This window comes from Nocardia sp. IBHARD005, assembly GCF_052814245.1.
In genome coordinates this window covers 4,460,219-4,481,890 of the sequence record NZ_CP199935.1, presented here as the reverse complement: position 1 = coordinate 4,481,890, position 21,672 = coordinate 4,460,219, and the positions used below count along the sequence as shown (strand labels likewise).

The window sequence follows — 21,672 nt, the reverse complement described above, 5'->3', positions numbered from 1 at the left end:
GAGGAGCTCCCCCATGCCCGAGCGCACCACTGATTTCGACGTTCTGATCGTCGGCTCCGGGTTCGGCGGCAGTGTCACCGCGCTGCGCCTGGTGGAGAAGGGCTACACGGTCGGCGTCATCGAAGCGGGCCGCCGCTTCGCCGATGACGAACTGCCCAAAACCAGCTGGGACCTGCGCAAATTCGTGTGGGCACCCAAGCTCGGCTGCTACGGCATCCAGCGCATCCACCCACTGCGCGACGTCCTGATCCTGGGCGGCGCCGGCGTCGGTGGTGGCTCGCTGAACTACGCCAACACCCTCTACGTGCCGCCGGAGCCGTTCTTCCAGGACCCGCAGTGGCGCGAGATCACCGACTGGCGCACCGAGCTGACCCCGTATTACGAGCAAGCGAAAAAGATGCTCGGTGTCGTGACGAATCCCCACATGACCCCCGCCGACGAGATCTTCAAATCCGTCGCCGAGGACATGGGTGTGGGCGACACGTTCGTGCAGACTCCCGTCGGCGTGTTCTTCGGAACGCCCGGTGAGACCGAGGCCGATCCCTACTTCGGTGGTGCCGGTCCCGAGCGCACCGGCTGTGTGGAATGTGGCGACTGCATGGTCGGTTGCAAGTTCGGCGCCAAGAACACCCTGGTGAAGAACTACCTCTACCTCGCCGAACAGGCGGGGGCGCAGGTCATTCCGATGACCACGGTGTCGGCGCTGCGTCCGCTGCCCGACGGCACATGGGATGTCGCCACCGAGCGCACGGGCGCCTGGGTACGCAAGGCGCCCAAGACCTTGACCGCAAAGCACGTCGTGCTCGCGGCGGGCACTCTCGGCACGCAGAAGCTGCTGCACGCGATGCGCGATGAAGGTGCGCTGCCGAACCTGTCGGACAAGCTCGGCTTGCTCACCCGCACGAACTCCGAGTCGATCGTCGGTGCCGCGACCAAGACCCTCGGCCCGGACCAGGACTTCACCAAGGGTGTCGCGATCACCTCCTCGATCCACCCCACCCCCGACACCCACGTCGAGCCGGTCCGCTACGGCAAGGGCTCCAACTCGATGGGCATGCTGCAAACGCTCATGGTCGACGGTGGTGGGCGCGTGCCGCGGTGGCTGCGGTTCCTCGGCCTCGTGCTGTCCAATCCGCTGACCTTCTTCCGCTTCATGAGCGTGAAGAACTGGAGCGAGCGCACGATCATCTCGCTGGTGATGCAGCACCTGGACAACTCGATCACCACCTACACCAAGCGCGGGCTGTTCGGTGGCCGCAAGCTCACCTCCAAACAGGGCCACGGACAACCGAACCCGACGTGGATCCCGGCGGGCAACGACGTCACCCGGCGGGTGGCGGAGAAGATCGGCGGCGTCGCCGGTGGCACCTGGGGTGATGTGTTCAATGTGCCGATGACCGCGCACTTCCTCGGCGGCGCGGCGATCGGCGCCGACCGCGAACACGGCGTGATCGACGCCTACCACCGCGTGTACGGCTACCCGACGCTCAGCGTCGTCGATGGTGCCGCCGTGTCGGCCAACCTCGGTGTCAACCCGTCGCTCACCATCACCGCCCAGGCCGAGCGCGCGGCCGCCTACTGGCCCAACAACGGCGAGGTCGACACGCGCCCCGAACAGAGCGCCGGCTACACCAAGATCGCCCCGGTTCGCCCGAACCAGCCGGTCGTGCCCGCGAGCGCGCCCGCCGCGCTGATCCTGCCGATCGTCGAGATCCGCAGCTCGGAGAAGACCGCGGGCTGATTCGACGAAACCCGGCCCCGGCCTTGCGGTTACCCACCGCGAGCCGGGGCCGTTTCTGTTCCCCGGCGACGTAGCATCGGTGCCGACGAGCGGGAGGATCTTCGATGACAGTGCTGGTTCTCGGCGGATACGGAACGGTCGGCGCGCACCTGGTGCGATTGCTGCGTGCCGAGGGAATCCCCGCACAGGTGGCGGGGCGTGATCCTGCCAGGGCGGACCGGGTGGTCGACCTCCGCGACAGCGCCGGCGTCGACGCCGCCTTGACCGGGGCGACCGTCGTCGTGAACTGCGCAGGCACGGAGGACATCCGGTTGGCACAGGCGTGTGCCGGTCGCGGGATCGCCCTCGTCGACATCTCCGCGACGTCGAACTATGTTCAGGCGCTCGAGGACGTCGACGGCCCCGCGGTGCTCGGCGTCGGGTTGGCGCCCGGCCTGACCACCCTGCTCGCCGTCGACGGGCTCACACACCACCGTGGCCCCGTCGACATCATGATCGGCCTCGGCTCCGGTGAAACCCACGGCCCGGCCGCGACTGCCTGGACTTACCGGCTGCTCGGTCAGCACTTTCCCGATGCCGACGGCACGAGCATCCGCAATTTTACCGGGCGGCAACGCTTTTCAACGCCCGCGGACGCGGACTACCGACCGTTTCCGGCCGTGCGCGCCGATTTCGCCGATCAGCACCGCCTCACCCGCGAGTTCGGCGTCGCGGTGCGCACCTACCTCCGCCTCGACTCCCGACTCGCCACACTCGGGCTGGCCGCCCTCACCTGGGCGCCCGCCCTGCAACGGCTGGCACCCGCCCATATACCCGGTAGCAGCGACCGGTGGGTAGCACTGGCCCGGTCCGCGGACGGATCGACCAGGTCGGCGAGAGGTCGTGGACAATCACTGGCTACGGCCGTGGTTACCGCCATCACGGTTCGCGCGCTGATCCGGAATCCGGTCTCCGCACCGACTTGGATCCATCAGCTTCTCGAGCTCGACGACATCTGTCACGACCCGCTCGCAGCCGACATCCGGTTCGAGCGCTACTGACACTCTCCGGGGCGTGGTCAGAGTGCGTTGACCCGGGCCAGTGCTTCGAAAGCCAGGTCCGCAGCCTGCCACAACGCTGTGATCTCGGTGCGGATCGCGGGTGCGAGGGCGGGATCTTGCAAGGCGAGGCCGTTGGTGAAGATCACCGTGTTCGCGCCGAGGTCGGCGGCGATGAGCAGCTGTTCGGTGGCGACTCCGGCACCGAACAGCTGGTCGAGTCCCTCGCCGACGAAGTAGAACCGCCACAGCGGTCCGAGGTCGGCGCCGTAGGCGGCTTTGGTGCGGTCGATGATCACGTCGCCGACCGAGGCGATTCCCGCCACGATCTTGAAGTAGTCCGGCGCGTTCTCGGGCTTGCTACCGACTGCCGCCACCGAATAGGTCAGGTCGACGGTCAGGTGCGCGTTGTATCCGGCCATGGCGGTGCGAGCGCGCGATGCCCCACAGTCGCCGGCCAGCGCGAAGTAGTGCGCCCACTGGGGTTCGGCGATACCACCGGTGAATTCGGCGTGCAGATTGTCGAGGAACCGGCGCAACAGTTCCAGGCTGATCGCGTGCGCGTACTCACGGTCGGCGAATGCCGCGGGATCACGCTGCATGGGCATCACCGCGGCGTATTCGACGCCGTCGAGCCCGATCGCGAACAGCCCGCGCAGGTCTCGATGCTCGACGAGGATCTCGGTGATCCGATGATGCCGGGCCACCGCGTCCTCGAGCCGGTCCAGCGCAGGCTGTCGATCATCTTCTTCGCCTGATCGGCGGTGAGTTCGCCGGTGGTGCCGCGGTCGACGAGGATGGTCAGTACGAGGGTGGTGGTGGCGGCGTTGCGGAACCCGAAGGTGTAGACGGAGTAGGCGTTCGCCGTGCACCCAGGGATCTGCGGGGTCCACGCACCCGAGGTCTCCACGAATTGGCCGCTGACACCGCTCTGGGTCTTCAGCGAGGTAGGCGTGCTGATCTTTCCGCCGGTCGGGTCCGAATACCCGCCTGCCGCAGAAATCTTCGCGACGCTCTTGGCGGCGGCGGCGAGATCGGTTTCGGTGCTCGAGGTGACTGCGGCCATGGCGCGGTAGACCGAGCCGGGGCAGTAGTCGGCTCCCTCGGTGGCCTGCCCGCGACCGTCCACCGAGCCGTTCGCGGTGGTGAACGACATGGGGTCGGAGTCGGAGTGGATGGTCCAGGCCGACGGCACGTCATAGGCCACACGATAGGTCGGGATGAGCACGCCTTTCGAGCCAGGGGCCAGGGGCGCGGTGCTCGTGCCCGACAGTGGTCCCGCCTTCGTGGTGGTGGTCGAACCCGCCGACGTCGTGGAATCGTCGGAGGAACGGGCGCCGATCGCGACCGCGACCGCTACTCCGATCGCCAGCACCACGATCACCGACACCACCGCGATGATCACCCCCGAGCCACCACCACGACGCGGCGGTGCCGAATACTGTTGTGGCGCAGGAGCGTAGCCGTAGGGCTGCTGCCCGTACCCCGGCTGCTGGACAAATGGCTGCTGACCCGGTCCGAACTGCTGCCCGTACGGCTGTTGGCCTGTCAGCGGCTGGGATGGGTACGGCTGCCCGCTACCAGGTTGCGGCGCATACGGATCTTGGCCCATCCCGGGTTGTTGCCCATATGGTTGCTGCCCGGTCCACGGCTGTCCGACCACTGCCGGTGGCGCATACAGATGCTGGCCGCTGCCGGGTTGTCCCGTTCCGGGCTGCTGCCACTGTGGCTGCTGTCCGGTCCCGGGTTGCTGTCCGTACGGCTGCTCGCCACTGCCGGGTTGCCCGAAGGACTGCCCGAACACAGTGGGCGGAGCTACCGGATGTTGCCCACTACCAAGCTGATTCGTCCCCTGCTGCGGGCCGGCAGACGGTTGCGGGCCGTCTTGCGGTCGGGCGGCCGGCTGTTCGGCCGGGTTGCTGGGCGACCGCAGGATGGTGGGGTCGGCGAGAGGTTGTGCGGCGGGGTCAGCGGTGGGGCCTGACATTCCGGGCGCCTCCCACCACCGATCACTGTCGTTTGCCACGGCCCGTCCTTCCTCGCCATCCGCCTCCACGACCGTCGAGCGGGTCGTATCCGGTCAGATCCCCTCTCAGAGTAATGGCGAACCACCGTCGCCGAGAACTCGAATTCGCCTGTTCGCGTGGCATTCGGTGCGGCTGTGGTCTCGCTGGAGCGCGCGACCGGGGGTCAGTCCCCCGGCCCGCCGGAGGTGATTCGGTCGGCGGCGCTCACCGTCGCCGCGCCGAGCTCACTCAAGGCACGGGCAGACAACCGACTATCGGGGCAGCTCACGACCGCGGCGACGACCGCACCGGCGCGGTCGCGGATCGGGGCCGACAGCGTGACGACGGCGTTTTCGGGGCCGAGTTCGTCGGGGAGGTAGTCGATGGTGATCAGTTCGGTGATGACGGAACCGAGTTGGGCGCGCAACGCGGCCGTGATCGGTGAATCACGCAGGCCCGCAAGTACTTCCAGCATCGGTGTCGAATCGTCGACCAGGCGTTCCACGGAGTAGCCGCGGGTGCGGATCTCGGCGAGTACGCGCGTGAGGCGGTCACGGTGGGCCGGGTCGGCCGTGGCGATCCACGCCTGCCTGATGGGTTCGGCTGCCCAGGCGACGAATTCGCGGCAGACGGGGGGTGCGAACGGTAGCCGACGACCGGGACGGATCCAGCCCGCCGACGGATGACCGACGACCTCGGTGACCACGATGCTGTCCCCGGCGCGTTCGGCGAGGAAGACCGGCACGCCGGCCTGCTCGGACAGCGCGTGCAGATGCGCAACCGCGGTGCGGCGCAGCGGAAACGCCGTTTCGGCGCGCCTGGCCACCGTCAGTAGCCGCAAGCCGATGCCGTAACAGCCGTCATCGTCGCGCACCGTCCAGCCATCGGCGGTCAGCTGGGTGAGCACAGCGTGCGCGGTGGCGCGCGACAGCCCCGCTTCGCGCACGATGCGGGCCAGCGACAGACGTTCGGTGGCGTGCCGTGACAGCAGCTCGAGCACCTTCACCACGCGCTGCGTCGGCGGCGACGCGGCGCCGGACATCTCGGTATCGCCCATCGAATCCGGGGTCACCTCTTGACCGGCGCGCTCGGCCCGGCTTATCGTCGGTGTCACAATACCGAACACTAGCGTCGAATATTCGACATCGCAACCCGTCGGGGAAATCTTCCCGGTGAAAATGCGCGAACGAAGTGGGTGAACAGTGCAGGCGGGGTACGAGTTATCGCATCTGGCGGCCTTGGAGGCCGAGTCGGTGCACATCTTCCGGGAGGTCGCGGCCACTCTCGCGCGAGCGGCCCTGCTCTTCTCCGGCGGCAAGGATTCCGCCGTGCTGCTGCACTTGGCACGGCGCGCGTTCTGGCCGGCGCCGTTGCCGTTTCCGCTGCTGCATGTGGACACCGGCCACAACTTCGACGAGGTGATCGAGTTCCGCGACCGCACGGCCGAGCACACCGGGGCACGCCTCGAGATCGCCCGGGTCCAGGACGACATCGACGCGGGCCGCGCCGTAGAACGCCCCGGCGGCACCCGCAACCCTTTGCAGACCACCACCTTGCTGCGCGCGATCGGTGAGCACCGGTTCGACGCGGCGTTCGGCGGCGCACGCCGTGACGAGGAGAAGGCCCGCGCCAAGGAGCGAGTGTTCAGCTTCCGCAACAGTTTCGGCGAATGGGACCCGCGAGCACAGCGACCCGAGGTGTGGAACCTCTACAACGGCCGCCATCAGCCCGGCGAACACATCCGGGTGTTCCCGCTGTCGAACTGGACCGAGCTCGACATCTGGGAGTACATCGATCGCGAGGCCGTCGAACTGCCGTCGCTGTACTACGCGCACCGGCGGCAAGTCATCGAACGCGACGGAATGCTGCTGCCGGCAACACGATTCATCACCCCGGCTCCCGGTGAACGCACCTTCGAAGCCACCGTCCGTTTCCGTACGGTCGGCGACGCCACCTGCACCGGATGCCTCGAGAGCACCGCCGACACCCCAGCGACGGTGATCGCCGAGACCGCCGCCACCCGGCTCACCGAGCGCGGCGCTACCCGCGCCGACGACCGGATCTCCGAGACCGGCATGGAAGACCGCAAGCGAGAGGGCTATTTCTGATGCGCCGCAACCTATTACGACTGGCGACCGCGGGTAGCGTCGACGACGGCAAATCCACCCTCATCGGCCGGCTGCTCTACGACTCCAAGTCCCTGTTCGACGATCAACTCGCCGCCGTCGAACGAGTCAGCACCGAACGTGGCAGCGACGCGGCGGATCTCGCGCTGGTCACCGACGGTCTGCGGGCCGAACGCGAGCAGGGCATCACCATCGACGTCGCCTACCGCTACGTGAGGACACCACGCCGCAAATTCGTCATCGCCGATACCCCCGGGCATGTGCAGTACACCCGCAACATGGTGACCGGCGCCTCCACGGCGGACCTCGCGCTGATCCTGGTCGACGCGCGCACCGGTGTTTCCGAGCAGACCCGAAGGCACGCGTTCCTCGCGACACTGCTCGGCGTGCCGCACCTGGTGGTGTGCGTGAACAAGATGGACCTGGTCGACTGGTCGCAGGAGCGTTTCGAGGAGATCCGCACCGAGTTCGGCGCGTTCGCCACCAAACTGACGGTGGGCGATCTGAGCTTCGTGCCCATTTCGGCGCTGCTCGGCGACAACGTCGTCGACGGTTCCGAGCACATGGACTGGTATCCGGGACCGCCGTTGCTGCGCCACCTCGAGGACGTGCACATCGCCTCGGACCGCAACCTCATCGATGCCCGGCTGCCGATCCAGTACGTCATCCGGGCGCAGGAGGGGCTCGACCACCGCAGTTACGCGGGCACCATCGCGGGCGGCATCTTCAAGCCCGGCGACGAAGTGGTGGTACTGCCCGCGGGTCGGTCGACCCATGTCAGGCAGATCTGGGGGCCGGGCGGCAGCAAGGTCGATGAGGCGTTCACCGGGATGGCTGTCTCGCTGACGCTCGACGACGACATCGATGTCGGGCGCGGTGACTTGCTCGCCCGGCCTGGCAATCGTCCGCATATCGGCACCGAGCTCGACGCGATGGTGTGCTGGTTCTCGGAGAGTTCGCATTTGCGCGAGGGCGCGCAGTATTGGGTGCGCACCGCCGCGCAGACCTCGTCCGCGCAGGTCACGGCCATCGACTATCGCCTCGACGTGAACACTCTGCACCGAGTCGAGGACGTGGAGTCTCTGTCGCTCAACGACATTGCGCGCGTCCGTCTGCGCAGCCGCCAACCATTGCTGTCGGATCCGTATCGGGAGAATCGGCGCACAGGCAGCTTTATCCTGATCGATCCGGTGACCGATCAGACGGTTGCCGCGGGGATGGTGACCGGTCGGGAATCGGGGTTGGACCGCGCTGAGCGGACACTGATCGATACCGCGACCGAGGGCGACGACAGTGTGCGCTTAGCGCAGTCTCTGGTCTGGCATCGCTCGGCGGTGAGTCGCGCCGAGCGCGGACATCCGGGCGCGACGGTCTGGCTGACCGGCCTGTCCGGGTCGGGGAAGTCCACGCTGGCCGTCGAGCTGGAGCGGCAGTTGGTCGCGGCCGGCCGTCCCGCCTATCTGCTCGACGGCGACAACCTGCGGCACGGACTCAACGCGGGCCTCGGCTTCTCCCCCGCCGACCGGGACGAGAACGTGCGCCGGGTAGCCGAAGTCGCCGCGTTGTTCGCCGATTCGGGTGCGGTGGCGATCGTGTCGGTGATCAGCCCGTTCGCCGCGCAACGCACCGATGCCCGAACCGCCCATGCCGACCGCGAGCTGCCGTTTCACGAAGTCTTCGTCGACACCCCGCTCTCGGTCTGCGAGCGCCGAGACTCCAAGGGCCTCTATGCGAAAGCCCGCGCGGGCGAACTGCCCGGCTTCACCGGGATCGGCTCCCCCTATGAACGGCCCGAGCACGCCGATCTTGTCATCACTCCCGATCTCGGCTCACCCTCCGAGATCGCCGCCCATATCCTCCGAGAGCTAGGAATCGCAGACCGTTGACCCACTCCAGTACCGCCATCGAATCCGGTAGCAGCGCGCCACCGGAACCGCTCACCGCGCCGTTCCTCGCCGCTGTGGCTCAGGCCGAAACACTCATCGCCGGAGCGGAATTCGTCCGCAGTGATCAGGACCTCGCCGAGGGTTACGACTATCTCGCCGCCAGTGTCGCCGCGTGCCTGCGGCTTTCGGGCGCGCATGGCACGTCGCATCCCTACTTCGTGTCCTCGACGGGCCCGTACGCCAAAATGGGCCTGGACAACCCGGACACCCTCTACTACCACGCCACTATCGAGCCGACCGCCGAGTACGTGGTGAGCGGGGTGCGTGGCAGCACCGTCGACCTGAGTTTCCAGGTCCTCAAAGGTGACTACACCGCGACCGATGTGCCCGGCGGCGCCGATGCCTTCGACGACCGGCGCATTCCGATCGCCGCCGACGGCAGCTTCTCGCTTCGCTTCGGACCGCCGAAAGACGATGCCGGCCCGGACTACTTCCCACTCGGGGAGGGCGCGTCCATGCTGGCCGTGCGCGAGGTCTACAGCGACTGGACCGAGCGCAAGGGCTCGATCCGGATCGAACGGGTCGACACTATCGGCACCGCACCGGTAGAACCGGACCTGGCGCGGATCCGCAAACGGTACGGCGCGGCGGCGAAAATGCTGCTCACCCGGGTACACACCTGGTTCAACTTCCCGAAGTGGTTCTACCTCGATCTGCCGGTGAACACCCTCACCGCACCCCGGCGCACCCCCGGTGGGCTGAGCACCCAGTACTCCTCGGTCGGGCATTTCGATCTCGCCGACGATCAGGGCCTGGTGATCACCGTCCCGAAATCCGATGCGCCGTACCAGGGTTTCCAGCTGGGCAGCCTCTGGTACATCTCGCTGGACTATGTCAACCACCAGACCAGCCTCAATCACGCTCAGGCCCAGGTTGATTCGGATGGTCTGATCCGGATGGTGGTGAGCAAGCAGGATCCGGGCATCGCGAACTGGATCGAGACCACCGGCCGCACGCGCGGCATTCTGCAGTTCCGGTGGCAGCGCACCGATCGGCCGATGACCGAGGCAGACGGGCCGACCGTCTCCGTGGTACCGATCGAGGAGATCACGCAACACCTTCCGTACTTCGAGAACAACCGGATCGACGCCGCAGGATGGCGTGACCGGATCAGCGCCCGGCAGCGGGCATTCGCCGAAAGGATGCTCGGATGAGCGGGGCACTGTTGGACGGGAAAGTCGTCGTCGTCTCCGGGGTCGGCCCCGGGCTCGGGCGGTCGATCTGCCTGGAAGCGGCCACGGCGGGCGCGACGGTCGTGCTCGCGGCACGCACCGAATCCCGATTGCACGAGGTAGCCGCCGAAATCGAGGCCGCAGGCGGTGCCACGCTCAGTGTGCCCACCGACATCACCGACGAGGCCGCGGTACAGAATCTCGTGACGCGCACAGTCGAAACCTTCGGCCGGGTCGACGCACTCGTGAACAACGCGTTCTCGGTGCCGTCGATGAAACCACTCGACCGCACCGATTTCGACCACATCCGGTCGAGCCTGGATATGACGGTGCTCGGCGGCCTGCGGATGACGCAGGCGTTCGCGCCCGCGCTCGCCGAGGCCAAAGGCGCTGTGGTGATGATCAATTCGATGGTCGTGCGTCATTCCGAACCTCGGTACGGCAGTTACAAACTCACCAAAGCCGCGCTGCTGGCCATGTCGCAGACCTTGGCCACCGAACTCGGCGGCAAGGGCGTGCGGGTCAACAGCGTGCTGCCCGGCTACATCTGGACCGATCAGCTGAAGTGGTATTTCGGTCAGGTCGCCGGGAAATACGGCATCACCGTCGAGCAGGTCTACGAGCAGACCGCGTCGAAATCCGATCTGAAACGGCTACCCGAGCCCGACGAGGTCGCCCGTGCCGTGGTGTTTCTCGCCTCCGACTGGTCGTCGGCGATCACCGGTCAGACCCTCGACGTCAACTGCGGCGAATACCACAACTAGGAGCTTCTCTGATGACTGTGCGCACCGACGTCGGCACCGTGGCCGACCTGCACGCCTCAGCCACCAAACTCACCGGTCTCACCGAATTCGGGACCGACGACTACACCGAGGCGATGCAGGTTCTGCTCGACTCGTATCGCGACGAGGCCGGGCTCACCGAGCTCGGCTCCAAGATGTCGCGATTCTTCCTGCGCGGTGCGCTGGTCGCTCGTGCGCTGAGTGAAGCCGCGTGGGCGGCAAATCCCGGCTACGTCGAAACACCGGTCACCCAGCCGATTTTCGTCACCGGGCTGCCCCGGACCGGTACCACCGCACTACACCGGCTGCTGGCCGCTGATCCGGCCAATCAGGGGCTGGAGATGTGGCTGACCGATTTCCCGCAGCCGCGACCTCCGCGCGAGACCTGGGGCGACAATCCCGCCTACCAGCAGATCGACGCGGGTCTGCGACAGCATCAGGTGCAGAACCCCGAGTTCATGGGACTGCACTACATGAGCGCCTCCGACGTGGAGGAATGCTGGCAGTTGCTGCGCCAATCGGGCATGTCGCACTCCTATCAATGTCTGGCCTACGTACCGGGCTACGCGCAATGGCTGGCCGGTCAGGACTGGACACCCGCCTACGCACGCCACCGCCGCAACCTGCAGCTGATCGGCATGAACGACACCCGCCGCTGGGTCCTCAAGAACCCCAGCCACCTGTTCTGCCTCGACGCCTTGCTGGCGACCTACCCCGACGCCATCGTCATCCAAACCCACCGCGACCCCGCCACCATCATCCCGTCGGTCTGCAGCCTCAACGAACACGCCACCCGAGGCTGGTCCACGGTCTTCACCGGCGACACCATCGGCCGCACCCAACTCGACCTCTGGGCCCGCGGCCTCACGGAATTCACCGCCGCCCGCACCCGCCACCCCGCAGCCACCTTCATCGACGTCGACTTCGACGACCTGCGCACCGACCCCCTTGGCGTCGTCGACCGCATCTACTCCCGAACCGGCACCACCCTCACCCCCGAGGCCAGAACAGCCATCACCGCCCTTGACCACGAAAGCCGTACGGGCGCACGCAAACCCACCCACCACTACTCCCTCGCCGACTACGGATTGTCCGAGGAGATGGTCGCCGAACGTTTCCAACGATGACATCTCCCCTGGGTCCTCACCTCTGGCATGAAGAACGCCACCGGCGAAAGAGCACCGTCACCGCCGCACTGCGGATCCCGGCCCAGCGCTGCTTCTCGATCAGCATGCGAGGGCCGGCCGCCGCGCGGCCCGGTCGGGGTGGATCGTGGTCGGTTCCGCGATCATTCCGTCGGGCTATCGCGCGCAGCGCCGACGGGGTCACCCCCGCGAATGCCGTTGGTATGCCATTCGCCGTCCGGGTAGGTGATGTAGAGCGGGCCCAGATTGCACGGGTTGAGGCAACCGGTCGCGGTGATCAAGGCGCCGGGGTGGTCGCGGCGCAGCCTCCGGTGCAGCTCGCCCGCGCCGTACACGGTGCAGCGGGGGCCTCGGCACACCAGGATGTGCGAGGTGTGGTCCGGGATTTCGGACCAGGCCGGGCTGCGGAACGCTCGCGGGCTCGCGGTGACCGGTGCGCCGTCCTCGGACATCCTGGAACGCACCACATCGGCGAATCCATCGGCGGTGTCGATGCCGTCGGTGATGCGCACGTCGAGTTCGCACGCGCGGGTCTCCTTCCAGTTCGCTACCGCCCGCGCGATCCAGGTCTCGAGGTAGCGGTCGCGCGGCACGGCGAGCGGGATCAGGGTGACCGGCGATTCGTCGCGGGCGGCGGTATCCAGTGCGGTGTGGATGGTCGGCTCCTCCTGGTCGAGCAGCGCGTAGTCGACCCCGCAGGCCTGCGCCAGAGCTTCGACGGACGGCAGGTCGACGCCCGACGGAGTCGGCCGGGCGACGAGGACGTACCGGCGCGTCATGCGGTGCGCACCGTTCGCGGGGCCGGAATCACCAGCGGTGTGCCCGTCATCGGGTCCTCGATCACCGTGCAGTCGATGCCGAAGACTTCCGACACCAGCTCGGGGCGCACGATCTCGGCGGGTGAACCCTGAGCGACCACGCGGCCGTCCTGTACGGCGACGAGATGGTCGGCGTAGCGGGCAGCGAGGTTCAGGTCGTGCAGGACCACGATGATGGTGCGCGGCAACAGGTTTCGCAGGACGTCGAGAACGTCGAGTTGGTGCGCCAGGTCGAGAAAGGTCGTCGGTTCGTCGAGCAGCATCACCTCGGGGTCCTGCGCCAACGCGAGCGCGATCCACACCCGCTGTTTCTGGCCGCCGGAGAGCTGATCCACCGATCGGTCGATCAACTCGAGAGTGTCGGTGGCCGCCAGCGCTTTTCGCACGGCCTCGCCGTCGCGCGCCGACCATTGACGAAACCAGCGCTGGTGCGGATGGCGACCACGGCCGACGAGTTCACCCACGGTGATGCTGTCGGGGGCGACAGGTTGTTGCGGCAACATGCCGAGCCGGCGCGCGACCGTGCGCGCGGGCTGCGGGGCGATATCGGCGCCGTCGAGCAGGACCGCGCCCGCCGTGGGCGCGATCAGTCGGGCCAGGCCACGCAGCAGGGTCGATTTGCCGCAGCCGTTGCGGCCGACGATGACAGTGATCGCACCGGTCGGGAAGTCGACGGTGGCCTCGGTGACGATCGCGGTGTCGCCGTAGCCGAGCGTGAGTCCCTCAGTGGTCAGGTGTGCGGTCATCCAGCGTGTCCGATCCGGGTTGCACGGGCGAGAAGGTAGACGAGAACGGGAGCGCCGAGGATGGCGGTCACCACCCCGACAGGCAGTTCTGCCGGGAACAGCCGCCGGGCGGCCAGGTCGGCGGCGACCACCAGCAATGCCCCGGTGGCGGCCGCGGGCGCGAGCCCGGCACCGCGTTCGGCAAGTAGCCGTCGCGCGATCTGCGGCGCCACCAAGGCGACGAAACTGATCGGTCCGGCCGCGGCCGTCGCCAGGGTCGCGGCGGCGGCCGCGACGACGATGAGCGTGATGCGGTGCGGGCCGCGCCGCCCGGCCAGCGAATTCGCCAGTTCGTCGCCCATTTCCAGCAGCGGCAACGAGCGAGCGAGAACGATCAGCGGCGCCGCGACCACCACCAGCGCCACCGCGGCGAACCCGACGTGGCTCCCATCGCGGTTGGCCAAGCTGCCGGTGAGCCACATGGCGGCCGTATGCGCCTGGTAGTTGTCGGCAATGGTCAGGATGAACGCGATGGCCGAGGACAGCATCGCCGTGACACCGATACCGACGAGCACCAGTCGATAGCCGTCGAGTCCGTCCTTGGTGGCCACGGCCACGATCAGCGCCATGGCCACCCCGGCGCCGAGCACCGCGCCGCCGACCAGCCCCAGCCCGGCGCCGCCGAGCAACACGCTCACCACCAACGCACCCAGCGAAGCGCCCGCGTTGATCCCGATGATCTCGGGACTCACCAATGGATTGGTCGCGATCCGTTGCAGGATCGCCCCCGACATCGCGAAGGCCGCGCCGACACACAGCCCGGTGAGCACGCGCGGCAACCGATCGCCCACCACCACGTCGTACTCGATGAGCGTGCCACCGCCACCGAGAACCCGGATCACGTCAGCGACCGTGAGCGGGTAGTAGCCGATCGTGAGTGACCACGTCGCCACCGCCACCGCGGCCGCCGTGATCAGCACGGTCAGGACCGCGGATCGTTTCCCGACGCGAAAGACGATGCGCCGGTCGGGTGTTCGCAGCAACACCGTGCCGCTGGGCAGCACGCCGCACTCGGTGCGCGTCACAGGGTGGCCACCTTTCGATTGCGCACGAGATAGAGAAAGAACGGCGAGCCCGCGAAGGCGGTGATGATGCCGACCTGGATTTCCTGTGGCCGCGCCAGCATCCGTCCGAGAATGTCGGCCACCAACAGCAGCGTCGGACCCAGCAGCGCACACCAGAGCAGAATCCACCGGTAGTCGTGTCCGGCGAAGAATCGGGCGATGTGCGGGATCACCAAGCCGATGAAGGCGATCGGCCCGGCGATGGCCACCGCCGAGCCTGCGAGCAGCACCACGCTCAACGCACCGGTCGCGCGCGTCGCGGCCAGTCGGGTGCCGAGTGTGCGCGCCATGTCGTCACCGATGGCGACGGCGTTCAACGGCCGTGCCACCACTACCGCCAGCAACAACCCGACAGCGATGAACGGTGCTGTCTCCCACACGGATTCGATGTTCGCGCGAGCCAACGAGCCGACCACCCAGAACCGGAAGTTGTCGAACAGGGCCCGGTCGAGCAGGGTGATCGCCGTGGTGATCGATCCACACAGTGCGGTGCAGGCAGCGCCCGCGAGCGCCAGTTTCACCGGGGTCGTGCCACCGAACCCCAACGATCCCAGCGTGTAGACGAACGCGGCGGCGACCGCGGCACCGAGGAAGCCGAACCAGATGAATCCGCCCGTCGCCGTGAGGCCGAACGCACCCATCGCGATCACGATCGACAGCGACGCACCCGCGTTGATGCCGAGCAGGCCAGGTCCGGCCAGCGGATTGCGGGTGAGCCCCTGCATCACCGCGCCCGCCAGCGCCAACGCGACGCCCGCGAGGAGTCCCGCGACAGTTCTCGGCAGCCTGATGTAGCGCACGACCCGGTCGGTGTCGGTCCCCTGGAAATCGGTGAACGCGACCACGGCCTGGTCGAGGGTGAGCGGGTGGGAACCGATCAGGATGGACGCGACGCAGGCAGCCACCAGCGCGGCGCCGGCCAGGATCAGACCGGTGCCGCGTGCGGTGCGCGTCACCGCCGGAACAGCTCGGGATGGATCAATTCGGCGACCAGCTCGGTCGCGTGCGCGATCCGCACCCCTGCCGCCCGGTCGGCGAACAGGAACGGGTGCACGGTCGCGTTCCGCACGGCCGCCAGATTCGCGAACGCGGGGTTTGCGACGATCTTGTCGACCTGGGGCTGAGCGTCGGCGCGCGTGTAGGTCGCCTTGCAGCACAGGCTGGTCAGGATGATGTCGGGGTCGCGGGCGATGAGCTCTTCCGCGCCGACAGGCACGTTGCGCTTGGAGGTGAGATCGGCGAAGACATTCACTCCACCGGCGGCCTCGATGATCTGGGTGACGAAGTCGATGCCGCTTGCCACGGTATAGGAGCCGTCGTCTTTGGGGGTGACGACCGCGACCCGCGGCTTCCCAGCGTTACCGACCTTCGCGCGGACCGCGTCGATGCGCGAACTCAGCTGCGTGACAACCTCTTCGGCGCGCTCGGCGGTGCCCCACAGCGCACCGAGGTCGCGCAGGTCGGCGTACACGTTGTCGAAGCGCACGGTATCGGGGTCGATCGCTTCGTCGGCGAGCCCGTCGGCACTCGGGCACAGCGGACTCAGCACCCAGGTGCGCACGCCCAACTCGTGCAGGCTTGCCCGGTTACCGACGCTCTTCTGCGCCGAGGACGCGAACATGCCGTTGAAACCCGACATGACGAAGTCGGGTCGCTGGGCGAGCAGTTCGTCGCGACTCGGCAGCTTCTCGACGTACGGTGCGCGCGCCTGCGCGCCGACATATTCGTCGAGCACGGCGGAGTCCAGGAATGCCGTCCCCACCAGCCGATCGGTGACACCGAGCGCGTGCGCGATCTCGATGGACGGCTGATACGCGGCGTAGATCCGCTGCGGTGGGCCATCGACGGCGACGTCGATCCCACAGTTCACGCGGGTGACAACAGCTGCGCCCCCCGCGTCGGAGAGGGGTTGCACACCACAACCGGTGACAACAATCGTGCAGGCGAGCAACGCGCCGGAACGTAAGCGCGCGAAAACAGAGCGGGTCAAGAGACGGCCTTCCAGGTCCTCGTGGAATGGGGTACTGCGTAGCCGTGGCCGGTCTCCTGGCTGACGGGATAGTGCGCGGTGAATCCACCTTCCCAGGGCAGGTGCCCCAGTGGCTCCGGACGACATACGTCGTCCGGATCGATTCACAACTCCCGATCACAGTGGCGAGGGCCGCACCGGTTCTACACCGGTTTCCCGAACACCACGGCTGGTGCACTGTAGCAACGTCGCCTCCATCGAGGGTCGGCGCCGGGGCCTGTGCTCGAGCGCGGACTCCGGATTCGATACACAGCCGACTCCCAGCCGGGTCCCACCAGGCTCGACGGTTGGGCCGCGAAGATTCAGCTATCGGCCGAGCACTTCGGCCGGCCGACGATCTCGGCAGTGAGATCGAAGATCAGGAGGAACGCGCATGAGGATGAAATCGACACTGGCCAAGACCGCGGTGGCGGGCACTCTGGCACTCGGGGTGCTCGGCGCGACGGCGAGCGTGGCGAGCGCGGATCCGGGTAGGCACGACCAGCAGGGGCCCGGGCAGAGCCAGGAGCACCGGCCGCAGCAACAGCCGCAGCAGCACCGGAACGACGCGCCGCAGCACGGCTTCTGGTTCTTCGGCACCTGGGTCCCGTTCCGCTGACCCCCACCGCAGACCCGGCGCTTACCGGGTCTGCGGTGCCTGAACTGCGAGTTGCGGTGCGGGACTTCGCCATCCAGTTCGCGAACTCCCATCCATGCCGACGCCCGCGACGAATGGAAGGCAGGCGGGTCGGCACCGTATCACCGGTACCATTCACTCCCCTGAAGCCGACCCGCCTGCTTTTCACCTGCGATCCCGCTCACCGCGTGACCAGCCTCAGGACCGGTCGGACACGGCGGTCGCCGCCGGGTTGGTGGCATCACGGATCACCCGCAGGCCGGTGATCAAGCCGTCGAGTTGGGTGGGCGTCAGCTGACCGGTGAGCCACTGTTCGAGGCCGGCGAGGTAGTCGGGAAGAACCTGTTCGAGGCGGCGGATGCCCGCATCGGTCAAGGCCGCGTAGGCGCTGCGGCGGTCGGTCGGGTCGAGTTGACGTTCGACCAGTCCCGCGGTGGCCAATCGGTCGACCAGCCGGGTGACGCCGCTGGTCGAGAGCTCGGTTTGGGTGGCGAGATCAGACATCCGTAGGCGGCAACTCGGGGAGCGACTCAGTCTCAGCAGGGCATTGAGGTCGAGGCCGGAGAGACCGTGCGCTTTCCAGGTCGGCTCGAGCTTGGCGATCAGGCCGTTGTGTGCCTCGAAGAGCAGGCCGGAGATGGTGAAGCGGGGGTCGTCGAATAGCTCGTGCACGGACATGAGGCCAGCTTAGCCGATATTTGTCATGCGGATAGTTGACATGAGGAATACCTACGGGTAAACCTATGCGTAGGCATTATTCCGCACAGCAATTATTGGAGAGATCATGCAGCGCAACAGGTGGATCGCGGGCTTCCGGACCGGCGTCATCGACCCGAACGAGCAGATCAAGCTCGCCGAGTCACGGGAGTTCGGTGACGAAACCGTGCGCCACGTCGTGCACATGACAGGGGGCGGCGACGCGGTACGCGTGCGGTTGACCAACCGATACGGTCTCGCACCACTGCGGATCGGGGCCGCACGCATCGCACAACGCAAGACCGGATCGGCGATCATCGCGGATCGAGAGATCACGTTCGGCGGCGCGGCGGAGGTCACCATCGACGCGGGGGCCGAACTCGTGAGCGATCCGATCGACCTGCCGGTCGCCGCGGGCGAAGACCTGCTGCTCAGCCTGAACGTCGCGACTTCGACCGGCCTGGCTACCTACTCCCACCAACCTGGCGAGATCGCCTACATCGTCTCCGGTGACCACACCTCCGACGTGGAACTCAGTGGTGCGCAAGAGGTTCCGTTCCGATTCTTCGTCACCGGAATCGACGTGCTGGTCACCGATCAGACGCCGGTCGCCGTCGCGTTCGGCGACTCCTGGTTCGAGGGCGTCGGTACCACACTGAGCGCCAATCGCCGCTCGGTCGACGTGCTCAACGCCCGCCTCACCCATGGTTGGGTGGTGAACAACGGCATCGCAGGCAATCGCCTCACCGCAGAGGAAATCGGCGAATCCGGTCTGCGCCGTTTCGATTCCGACGCATTGCAGGTCCCCGGTGTCACCGACATCCTGATCAATTTCGGCATCAACGACCTCATCCTCGGGGCGATGGGCGGACAGCCCTCCGCGACCACCGAAGAATTGATCGCCGGTTTCATCGACCTGGCCGACCGCGCCCACGCCGCCGGGCTGCGCATCCACGCGGCCACCATCGGCCCTTATGCCGGGTGCGTCTACCCGGGCATGCCGCTACTGGAAACCCAGCCGACCCGCCGCGCCGTCAACGAATGGCTGCGCACCACTGATGTTTTCGACTCGATCTTCGACGTCGATCGGGCCGTAGCCGACCCCCAGCGCCCCGACTACATCAGGCCCGAGTTCGACAGCGGCGACGGCATGCACCTCAACGACGCCGGCGCCGCCGCCATGGCAGCCACCGTCGACCTCACCGCCCTCTTCCACTGAGACATCGATCGAGATCGCCACGCTCCCACCGTGTCTCCTTCGGTGGGAGCGTGCTACTCGGCCGGGGGTAGTACGCACCCGCCGTCGAGGATGCCGAGGTCGTAGAACACTCGGTAGCACGCGGGGTCATCGGGCAGTTTCCAATGCACACCCTCGAGACCGAAGACGACCACCAGGTTCGCCGCGATCACCAGACCGCACAACCACAGCGCCAGCTTGCCGATCAGGGCGAGTGACGGCGGGATGATCGTGGCCGCGGTCGGGTACGAGAAGGTCGTCACGACACCGATGGTGGCGATCGCGGCGACGTAGAGAACCAGCGCCCACACATACAGATGCACACCGAGGACGGCGCCGCCGTAACCCGGATCGCCCGGCAGAATATGCAACATCGTCTGCCGCCATGCGGTGAAACCGCCACCGACGCACCCGATTAGCGCCAGACCCCAGCCAACCGCGTAGTCGCGCGCCACGATGACGCCGTTCATCCCCTTGCGCACGATGAACGCACCGCCGAGGGCGGCCAGCACCATGAACATCCGCTGGAGCATGCACAGCGGGCACGGGTACTCCCAGTCGATGAACTGCACGGCGAAACCGCCACAGATCACCGCCGACCAGCAGACCACCGAAGATCAGCGTGTCCATAGCTACGCACGCTACGCATCGCCAGCGATTCCGGCGGTGTGCTGTATCGCGAACACGCCGACCAGGCTGTTCGACTGTGGACGGACGGCCGGTGACCCGCTCAGCGCTCGTCGTCCTGAGGCTTCGTTGGGGCGAATTGGGCGTACCAGGCGAGTAGAGAGGGATCGTCGACTGCGCTGGGGTCCACGACAGTTGTGGGATCGACCCGCTCGGTTGGCCGCGCCGAGCCCTGCACACCGAACGATTCGGCCGACCGAGCCGGGCACAAGGCTCGACAATGAGTGGCGGCAACCGGTTCCCGAGGGCACGGTCGCCTGTGTTCCCTATCAGTGCGATGTGACGGTTGACACTCAACTCTCACAATGGAAATCTGAATCGGATTCAATGTGAACTAGATTCACAATGGGGGACCCGATGTCAACCGGCACGAACATGCGACCGACGCGTGGCGGACACAGAATCCGAGGTCAGGCGATGCTCAGCGCGGCAATGCTCGCCGTCGCCGCAGTGCTGACCGTGGGCGCTGGACCCGCCGCCACCGCACCGGATTCGGGCTCGGCGTCGGGCTCCGCCCAGGGCAGCGACTTCTACCTGCCGCCCGCACCGCTACCAGCGGGGGCACCCGGCCAGATCCTGCGTAGCGAACCGTTCACCCTCGCCCTCGCGGTTCCCGGCCAGGACGGGCAGGTCCCCGCCAACGCCACCCGGATCATGTATCTGAGCGCCGACACCCACGGCACCCCCGCGGCGGTGACCGGGACCTACCTCGAACCCACCCTCCCGTGGAACGGACCCGGTCCCAGACCACTCGTCGCGGTCGCACCCGGAACTCAGGGCCAAGGCGACCAGTGCGCACCGTCGAAGGGTTTCGCCGAGCTCATCCACTACCGTTTCCCACTCGATGTGTGGGTCAGCTACGAGATGACCACCGCCTATTCGCTGCTCGCCCGCGGCATGGCGGTCGTGATGACCGACTATCACGGCCTCGGCACCCCCGCGGTCCACGACTACGTCAACCGGGCTGCCGAAGCCCACGCGGTCCTCGACTCGATCCGCGCTGCGGAATCGCTGACCGGGATCACCCGCCCCAGCGCGATTTTCGGCTACTCCCAAGGTGGGGGTGCCGCTGCCGCTGCCGCCGAACTGCAAGGCGACTACGCCCCCGAACTCGACGTGCGGGGCACCTACACCGGCGCGCCGCCCGCGGACCTGCGAGCGGTGATGCTCAGCGCCCCCGCGATCAACGGGATCGTGCCCGGCGTGATCGGCGGCTTCGCATCAGGTTTGCTGGGCTATGTGCTCAACGGGATCGTCGCCAACGATCCCGAGATGGCGCCGATCGTCGACGCCGCGACCAACCCCGCGGGCAAGCAGATGATGGCCGAGTTGGCCACCACCTGTATCGCCGAGGCGGTAATCCGGACCATGCTGAGACCGGTGACCTGGTACACCGCCGGTGGTCGCACACCCGCCGAGATCATCGACAGCTCACCGGAATTGACCGCGATCGTCGACCAGCAGCGCATCGGCAGGCGTAAACCCGCCGCACCCGTCTTGATCGCCGGCGGCACCAACGATGATGTCCTGACCTATCCGCAGGTCCGCCAACTGGCCGTCGACTGGTGCGCGCAGGGCGCGAAGGTGCAGTTCGAACCGACAGTGTGGCTCCCGCCCCTGTTCCCGAGCACCGCGATCGGCCACCTGGTGGAGTTCCTGCCCGCAACTGTCGCGGCCCACGACTGGCTCACCCAACGTCTCGCCGGCACACCAGCGCCGAGCAACTGCGCTGCTCTGCCCTGACCTCGGCCAGGGATGTTGCCGTGGGGCGCGAGAGAGCAATCC

General features: G+C 67.3%; 21 protein-coding genes and 1 riboswitch. Of the genes, 11 read left to right on the top strand and 10 right to left on the bottom strand.

Annotation, left to right across the window (positions count from 1 at the left end; genetic code table 11):
• Nucleotides 1-13 precede the first annotated feature (13 nt).
• Nucleotides 14-1,741, top strand: a complete 1,728-nt coding sequence (locus ACTWPB_RS21160; protein ID WP_446222313.1) for a GMC oxidoreductase — start codon at nucleotides 14-16, stop codon at nucleotides 1,739-1,741.
• A gap of 104 nt (nucleotides 1,742-1,845) precedes the next feature.
• Nucleotides 1,846-2,781 carry an NAD-dependent epimerase/dehydratase family protein gene (locus tag ACTWPB_RS21155; protein WP_446222312.1) on the top strand — a complete coding sequence of 312 codons (936 nt, stop codon included), beginning with the start codon at nucleotides 1,846-1,848 and terminating at the stop codon, nucleotides 2,779-2,781.
• 17 nt (nucleotides 2,782-2,798) lie between these two features.
• On the opposite strand, the gene ACTWPB_RS21150 is transcribed toward ACTWPB_RS21155, so the two are convergent.
• Complete coding sequence (locus ACTWPB_RS21150) at nucleotides 2,799-3,485, bottom strand: DUF5995 family protein (protein ID WP_446222311.1); 687 nt, start codon at nucleotides 3,483-3,485, stop codon at nucleotides 2,799-2,801.
• Nucleotides 3,386-4,183 carry a hypothetical protein gene (locus ACTWPB_RS21145; protein ID WP_446222310.1) on the bottom strand — a complete coding sequence of 266 codons (798 nt, stop codon included), beginning with the start codon at nucleotides 4,181-4,183 and terminating at the stop codon, nucleotides 3,386-3,388. The genes ACTWPB_RS21150 and ACTWPB_RS21145 overlap by 100 nt, the downstream gene beginning before the upstream one ends.
• 39 nt (nucleotides 4,184-4,222) lie before the next feature.
• On the opposite strand from ACTWPB_RS21145, the gene ACTWPB_RS21140 reads away from it, so the two are divergent.
• Entirely contained in the window at nucleotides 4,223-4,762 is a 540-nt protein-coding gene (locus ACTWPB_RS21140) for a hypothetical protein (protein WP_446222309.1), read from the top strand.
• A gap of 206 nt (nucleotides 4,763-4,968) precedes the next feature.
• On the opposite strand, the gene ACTWPB_RS21135 is transcribed toward ACTWPB_RS21140, so the two are convergent.
• On the bottom strand, nucleotides 4,969-5,898 hold the full coding sequence (locus ACTWPB_RS21135; RefSeq protein WP_446222308.1) for an IclR family transcriptional regulator: 930 nt from the start codon (nucleotides 5,896-5,898) through the stop codon (nucleotides 4,969-4,971).
• A gap of 88 nt (nucleotides 5,899-5,986) precedes the next feature.
• Here ACTWPB_RS21135 and cysD point away from each other — a divergent pair, with 88 nt between their 5' ends.
• From cysD to ACTWPB_RS21110, 5 genes are read left to right on the top strand one after another with little or no spacing between them, the layout of a single operon-like run.
• Nucleotides 5,987-6,892: a sulfate adenylyltransferase subunit CysD gene (gene cysD / locus ACTWPB_RS21130; protein ID WP_446222307.1), complete on the top strand. Its 906-nt coding sequence runs from the start codon at nucleotides 5,987-5,989 to the stop codon at nucleotides 6,890-6,892.
• Nucleotides 6,892-8,796 carry an adenylyl-sulfate kinase gene (gene cysC, locus ACTWPB_RS21125; RefSeq protein WP_446222306.1) on the top strand — a complete coding sequence of 635 codons (1,905 nt, stop codon included), beginning with the start codon at nucleotides 6,892-6,894 and terminating at the stop codon, nucleotides 8,794-8,796. Before cysD ends, cysC begins: the two co-directional genes overlap by 1 nt.
• Nucleotides 8,793-10,010, top strand: coding sequence for a hypothetical protein (locus ACTWPB_RS21120; protein ID WP_446222305.1), 1,218 nt, complete (start codon nucleotides 8,793-8,795; stop codon nucleotides 10,008-10,010). The genes cysC and ACTWPB_RS21120 overlap by 4 nt, the downstream gene beginning before the upstream one ends.
• A complete protein-coding gene (locus ACTWPB_RS21115; RefSeq protein ID WP_446222304.1) occupies nucleotides 10,007-10,792 on the top strand; it encodes an SDR family oxidoreductase in 786 nt (261 codons plus the stop codon). Before ACTWPB_RS21120 ends, ACTWPB_RS21115 begins: the two co-directional genes overlap by 4 nt.
• A gap of 11 nt (nucleotides 10,793-10,803) precedes the next feature.
• Entirely contained in the window at nucleotides 10,804-11,937 is a 1,134-nt protein-coding gene (locus tag ACTWPB_RS21110) for a sulfotransferase family protein (protein WP_446222303.1), read from the top strand.
• A gap of 161 nt (nucleotides 11,938-12,098) precedes the next feature.
• Here the strand turns inward: ACTWPB_RS21110 and ACTWPB_RS21105 are convergent, their stop codons facing one another.
• Genes ACTWPB_RS21105 through ACTWPB_RS21085 form a run of 5 tightly spaced genes read right to left on the bottom strand, consistent with a single transcriptional unit; the run spans nucleotide 12,099 to nucleotide 16,492 of the window.
• Nucleotides 12,099-12,734: a (2Fe-2S) ferredoxin domain-containing protein gene (locus ACTWPB_RS21105; RefSeq protein WP_446222302.1), complete on the bottom strand. Its 636-nt coding sequence runs from the start codon at nucleotides 12,732-12,734 to the stop codon at nucleotides 12,099-12,101.
• A complete protein-coding gene (locus ACTWPB_RS21100) occupies nucleotides 12,731-13,519 on the bottom strand; it encodes an ABC transporter ATP-binding protein (RefSeq protein ID WP_446222301.1) in 789 nt (262 codons plus the stop codon). Before ACTWPB_RS21100 ends, ACTWPB_RS21105 begins: the two co-directional genes overlap by 4 nt.
• The gene (locus ACTWPB_RS21095; protein ID WP_446222300.1) at nucleotides 13,516-14,583 is read right to left on the bottom strand and encodes a FecCD family ABC transporter permease; all 1,068 of its coding nucleotides are present in this window, start codon (nucleotides 14,581-14,583) and stop codon (nucleotides 13,516-13,518) included. Before ACTWPB_RS21095 ends, ACTWPB_RS21100 begins: the two co-directional genes overlap by 4 nt.
• Nucleotides 14,580-15,578, bottom strand: coding sequence for a FecCD family ABC transporter permease (locus ACTWPB_RS21090; RefSeq protein WP_446222299.1), 999 nt, complete (start codon nucleotides 15,576-15,578; stop codon nucleotides 14,580-14,582). The genes ACTWPB_RS21095 and ACTWPB_RS21090 overlap by 4 nt, the downstream gene beginning before the upstream one ends.
• Nucleotides 15,575-16,492, bottom strand: coding sequence for an ABC transporter substrate-binding protein (locus ACTWPB_RS21085; RefSeq protein ID WP_446222298.1), 918 nt, complete (start codon nucleotides 16,490-16,492; stop codon nucleotides 15,575-15,577). The genes ACTWPB_RS21090 and ACTWPB_RS21085 overlap by 4 nt, the downstream gene beginning before the upstream one ends.
• A gap of 149 nt (nucleotides 16,493-16,641) precedes the next feature.
• Nucleotides 16,642-16,834: riboswitch (cobalamin riboswitch) on the bottom strand.
• A 190-nt stretch (nucleotides 16,835-17,024) separates the two neighbouring features.
• On the opposite strand from ACTWPB_RS21085, the gene ACTWPB_RS21080 reads away from it, so the two are divergent.
• Nucleotides 17,025-17,249, top strand: a complete 225-nt coding sequence (locus tag ACTWPB_RS21080) for a hypothetical protein (RefSeq protein ID WP_446222297.1) — start codon at nucleotides 17,025-17,027, stop codon at nucleotides 17,247-17,249.
• A gap of 216 nt (nucleotides 17,250-17,465) precedes the next feature.
• Here the strand turns inward: ACTWPB_RS21080 and ACTWPB_RS21075 are convergent, their stop codons facing one another.
• Nucleotides 17,466-17,945, bottom strand: a complete 480-nt coding sequence (locus tag ACTWPB_RS21075; protein ID WP_446222296.1) for a MarR family winged helix-turn-helix transcriptional regulator — start codon at nucleotides 17,943-17,945, stop codon at nucleotides 17,466-17,468.
• Nucleotides 17,946-18,051: 106 nt separating this feature from the next.
• On the opposite strand from ACTWPB_RS21075, the gene ACTWPB_RS21070 reads away from it, so the two are divergent.
• A complete protein-coding gene (locus tag ACTWPB_RS21070) occupies nucleotides 18,052-19,182 on the top strand; it encodes a GDSL-type esterase/lipase family protein (RefSeq protein WP_446222295.1) in 1,131 nt (376 codons plus the stop codon).
• Between the two features lie 53 nt (nucleotides 19,183-19,235).
• On the opposite strand, the gene ACTWPB_RS21065 is transcribed toward ACTWPB_RS21070, so the two are convergent.
• The gene (locus ACTWPB_RS21065) at nucleotides 19,236-19,811 is read right to left on the bottom strand and encodes a disulfide bond formation protein B (RefSeq protein WP_446222294.1); all 576 of its coding nucleotides are present in this window, start codon (nucleotides 19,809-19,811) and stop codon (nucleotides 19,236-19,238) included.
• A gap of 493 nt (nucleotides 19,812-20,304) precedes the next feature.
• Here ACTWPB_RS21065 and ACTWPB_RS21060 point away from each other — a divergent pair, with 493 nt between their 5' ends.
• Nucleotides 20,305-21,630 carry a lipase family protein gene (locus tag ACTWPB_RS21060; RefSeq protein WP_446222293.1) on the top strand — a complete coding sequence of 442 codons (1,326 nt, stop codon included), beginning with the start codon at nucleotides 20,305-20,307 and terminating at the stop codon, nucleotides 21,628-21,630.
• Nucleotides 21,631-21,672 lie beyond the last annotated feature (42 nt).